The sequence below is a fragment of the Streptomyces sp. UH6 genome, assembly GCF_013421635.1.
Taxonomy (GTDB): Bacteria; Actinomycetota; Actinomycetes; order Streptomycetales; family Streptomycetaceae; genus Streptomyces; species Streptomyces abyssomicinicus.
In genome coordinates this window covers 1-4,852 of sequence record NZ_JACADT010000406.1, presented here as the reverse complement: position 1 = coordinate 4,852, position 4,852 = coordinate 1, and the positions used below count along the sequence as shown (strand labels likewise).

The window sequence follows — 4,852 nt, the reverse complement described above, 5'->3', positions numbered from 1 at the left end:
GTACGCCGTGGAGGCCTGGAGCGACCCGGTCACGACCTGGCGGCGGCACGCCCGTATCAAGATCCCGGCCCGTATCGACGTGGGGCTGGTGCTGGAGGAGGGCGCCGAGCTGTACGCGCGCGCCGCGCGCCGGGTGCCCAAGGGGCCGGCCCGGGACGCCGTGCGGGCCGCGGCCCGGGCGCTGGGGGACGACCGGCTGCCGGTTGACGAGCGGTTCGCGGCCGCCTTCGACCCGGCGGCCGAGGAAGCACTGGAGCGGCATCCGCTGCGCGAGCTGGTGTCGGCCTCACGGCCGATGCCGCTGCTGGTGGAGCGTGAACGGGCCCTGTACGGGGCCTGGTACGAGTTCTTCCCCCGCTCCGAGGGCGCGGTCGTGCCCCAAGGCCAGGACGCTCCGCCGGTGAGCGGCACGTTCGCGACGGCGGCCGAGCGGCTGCCCGCGATCGCCGCGATGGGCTTCGACGTCGTCTACCTGCCGCCCGTTCACCCGATCGGGAGAACGCATCGCAAGGGCCCGAACAACACGCTGACGGCCGGCGAGTGGGACGTCGGCGTTCCGTGGGCGATCGGTTCGCAGGAGGGCGGTCACGACGCGGTCCACCCGGACCTCGGGACGATCGAGGACTTCGACGCGTTCGTGGCGAAGGCCGCGGAGCACGGCCTGGAGATCGCGCTGGACTTCGCCCTCCAGTGCTCGCCGGACCATCCGTGGGTGGAGAAGCACCCGGAGTGGTTCCACCACCGGCCCGACGGGTCGATCGCGTACGCGGAGAACCCGCCGAAGAAGTACCAGGACATCTACCCGATCGCCTTCGACCAGGACATGCCGGGCCTGGTGGACGAGACGGTCCGTGTCCTGAGGTTCTGGATGGAGCACGGCGTCCGCATCTTCCGCGTGGACAACCCGCACACCAAGCCCGTGGTGTTCTGGGAGAAGGTGATCGGCGAGATCAACGCCGCCGACCCGGACGTGATCTTCCTGGCGGAGGCCTTCACCCGGCCCGCGATGATGGAGACGCTCGCCCAGATCGGCTTCCAGCAGTCGTACACCTATTTCACCTGGCGCAACTCCAAGCAGGAACTTACCGATTATCTGAGCCAGTTGTCGGGTGAGTCAGCGGCCTTCCTGCGGCCGAACCTGTTCGTGAACACCCCGGACATCCTGAACGCCTACCTCCAGCACGGCGGCCGCCCCGCCTTCGAGGTGCGCGCGGTGCTGGCGGCCACCCTCTCCCCCGCCTGGGGCGTCTACGCCGGCTTCGAACTCTGCGAGAACACGCCCGTGCGCGAGGGCAGCGAGGAGTACCTGGACTCGGAGAAGTACCAGCTCCGGCCGCGTGACTGGGAGGCCGCCGAGCGCGAGGGCCGCACCATCGCCCCGCTGATCGCCGAGCTCAACGCCATCCGGCGCCGCCATCCCGCGCTGCACCGGCTGCGCAATCTCCATTTCCATCCGACCGACAACGACGCCGTCATCGCGTACAGCAAGCGGGAGGGCGACGACACGGTCCTGGTGGTCGCCAACCTCGACCCGCATCACGCGCAGGAGGCGACGGTGCGCCCGGACCTGCCGCGGCTGGGACGGGAGTGGCACGACACGGTGTCCGTCCGGGACGAGCTGACGGGCGAGACGTTCCGGTGGGGCGGCGCGAACTACGTCCGTCTGGAGCCCGGCGTCCGGCCGGCCCATGTCTTCCACGTGGAGGGCCTCCACGTCCAGGCCGGAGGGACCGCAGCGCCATGACCGTCAACGACCCCGTACCGGACACGTTCGAGGACACCCCCGCCCGTGACCGGGACCCGGACTGGTTCAAACGCGCCGTCTTCTACGAGGTGCTGGTCCGCTCCTTCCAGGACTCCAACGGCGACGGCGTCGGCGACCTGAAGGGCATCACCGCCAAACTCGACTACCTCCAGTGGCTCGGCGTGGACTGCCTGTGGATCCCGCCGTTCTTCAAGTCACCGCTGCGCGACGGCGGGTACGACGTCTCCGACTACACCGCCGTCCTGCCGGAGTTCGGCGACCTCGCCGACTTCGTGGAGTTCGTCGACGCCGCCCACCAGCGGGGCATGCGCGTGATCATCGACTTCGTCATGAACCACACCAGCGACCAGCACCCGTGGTTCCAGGAGTCCCGCAAGGACCCCGACGGCCCCTACGGCGACTACTACGTCTGGGCCGACGACGACACCCGGTACGCCGACGCGCGCATCATCTTCGTCGACACCGAGACGTCCAACTGGACCTACGACCCGGTCCGCGGCCAGTACTACTGGCACCGGTTCTTCTCCCACCAGCCGGACCTCAACTACGAGAACCCGGCCGTGCAGGAGGAGATCCTGGCGGCCCTGCGCTTCTGGCTCGACCTCGGCGTGGACGGCTACCGCCTGGACGCCGTCCCCTATCTCTACGCGGAGGACGGCACCAACTGCGAGAACCTGCCGGCCACCCACCAGTTCCTCAAGCGGGTGCGCAAGGAGATCGACGCGCACTACCCGGACACCGTGCTGCTCGCCGAGGCCAACCAGTGGCCTGAGGACGTCGTCGACTACTTCGGCGACTACTCCGCCGGCGGCGACGAATGCCACATGGCCTTCCACTTCCCGGTCATGCCCCGCATCTTCATGGCCGTCCGGCGGGAATCGCGCTACCCGGTCTCCGAGATCCTCGCCAAGACCCCCGCGATCCCCGAGAAGTGCCAGTGGGGCATCTTCCTGCGCAACCACGACGAGCTGACCCTGGAGATGGTCACCGACGAGGAACGCGACTACATGTACGCGGAGTACGCCAAGGACCCGCGGATGCGGGCCAACATCGGCATCCGCCGCCGTCTCGCGCCCCTCCTGGACAACGACCGCAACCAGATCGAGCTCTTCACCGCCCTGCTGCTCTCGCTGCCCGGATCACCCGTCCTCTACTACGGCGACGAGATCGGCATGGGCGACAACATCTGGCTCGGCGACCGCGACGCCGTGCGCACCCCCATGCAGTGGACCCCGGACCGCAACGCCGGATTCTCGCCCTGCGACCCGGGCCGCCTGTACCTGCCGACCATCATGGACCCGGTCTTCGGCTACCAGGTCACCAACGTGGAAGCCTCGATGAGCTCCCCCTCGTCACTGCTCCACTGGACCCGCCGGATGATCGAGATCCGCAAGCAGAACCCCGCCTTCGGACTCGGCACCTACACCGAACTCCCCTCCTCCAACCCCGCGGTGCTCGCCTTCCTGCGCGAGTACGAGGACGACACCGTCGTGTGCGTGCACAACTTCTCCCGTTTCGCCCAGCCCACCGAACTCGACCTGAGCGCCTTCGAGGGACGCCACCCGGTCGAGCTGTTCGGCGGAGTCCGCTTTCCGGCCATCGGCGAACTGCCGTACCTGCTGACCCTGGCGGGCCACGGCTTCTACTGGTTCCGGCTCGTCCGAGTCGCCCCCCGCGCCAGCCGACGACTGTGAGCCTGAGCCCGCGAAAGGACACGCCATGACGAAGACAGCACCGCTCCGCACCGCCCGCCCGGTCGCCGCCGAGCCCATGGCCTCCCTCAAGGGGCTGTTGCTCGAGTGGCTGCCCCAGCAGCGCTGGTTCGCGGGCAAGGACCGGCCCGTGACGGATCTGAAGCTGCTGTCCATGACGGAGCTGCACCCGGGCTGCCTGCACCTGCTGGTGCACGCCGAGCACACCGGCCCTCCCACCCCGGGCGTCTCCCGTCCCGGCGACTGCTACCAGCTGCTGCTGGGGGCGCGGCGGGAGCTGCCGCCCCGGCTGGCGGAGGCGTTCATCGGCCGGGCCGGTTCCGGCCCGCTGGCCGGCCTGGCCGTCTACGACGCGCTGCGCGAACCCCGCTCGGCGGCCCTGCTGCTCGACCGGCTGCGCCACCCCGGTACCACCGGGCCGCTCAGCTTCGAGCGGGACACCAGCGTCTGCCTGCCGGCCGGTCTCGCCCCCCGGCTGCTCGCGGCCGAGCAGTCCAACACCTCGCTGGTCTACGGCGACCAGTACATCCTGAAGGTGTTCCGCCGCATCCAGCCCGGCATCAACCCCGACTGGGAGGTGCCGTGGGCGCTGGCGCGCACGGGCTGCACCCGGGTTCCGGCGCCGACCGCCTGGTTCCGCACCTCGCAGCCCTTCGAGGCGACCCTCGGCGTGCTCCAGCCGTTCCTGCCGTCCGCGACGGACGGCTGGACGCTCGGCCTGAACGCGCTGGCCGCCGAGAACGACTTCACCCGTGACGCCTACGCCCTGGGCCGGGCCACCGCCGAGGTGCACCAGGCGCTGGCGGCCGCCTTCCCGCGCGCTCCGCTCGGCCCGGAGGCGGCGCCGCAGAAGGGGCGGCTGGCGCAGGAGATGACCGAGCGGCTGCACGCCACCGCCCGTGCCGTCCCCGACCTGCGGCCCTACGTGACGGGGCTGTCGGCGGCGTTCGCCTCGCTGGAGGCGGACCGGCCGGCCCAGCGCGTCCACGGCGACCTGCACCTGGGCCAGGTGCTGCGGGCCGGCAGCGACTGGTTCGTCATCGACTTCGAGGGCGAGCCGTCCCGCCCGCTGGCCGAGCGGCGCCTGGAACAGCCGGCCGTCCGCGACGTCGCGGGGATGCTCCGTTCCTTCGACTACGCGGCGCACGCCGGGCGTCCCTGGCCGCCGGGCTGGGCCGACGCCTGCCGCGCCGCGTTCTGCACGGGCTACGCGGAGGCCGCCGGACAGGATCCGCGCACCGATCCGGTGATGCTGCGGGCCTGCGAGACCGAGAAGGCCGTCTACGAGGTGGTGTACGAGGCCCGGCACCGGCCGGACTGGCTGCGGGTGCCGCTGTCCGCCATACGGCGCCTGTCCGCCGGGGCCGCCGGGGCC

3 protein-coding genes are annotated in these 4,852 nt (G+C 70.9%); all 3 read left to right on the top strand.

Features of this window, described 5'->3' with window-relative positions; translation table 11 throughout:
• The coding region (locus tag HW445_RS18675) for a maltotransferase domain-containing protein (RefSeq protein WP_180222139.1) at positions 1 to 1,744 on the top strand (1,744 nt) is incomplete at its 5' end.
• Positions 1,741 to 3,459, top strand: coding sequence for a maltose alpha-D-glucosyltransferase (gene treS, locus HW445_RS18670; RefSeq protein WP_180222138.1), 1,719 nt, complete (start codon positions 1,741 to 1,743; stop codon positions 3,457 to 3,459). The genes HW445_RS18675 and treS, both read left to right, overlap by 4 nt.
• A 25-nt stretch (positions 3,460 to 3,484) precedes the next feature.
• Positions 3,485 to 4,852, top strand: a 1,368-nt coding sequence (locus HW445_RS18665; RefSeq protein ID WP_180222137.1) for a phosphotransferase, incomplete at its 3' end; no start/stop codon positions are given.

Excerpts from the sequence above, each read along its gene's own strand:
- treS (WP_180222138.1), top strand. The coding sequence starts at position 1,741 with ATGACCGTCAACGACCCCGTACCGGACACGTTCGAGGACACCCCCGCC.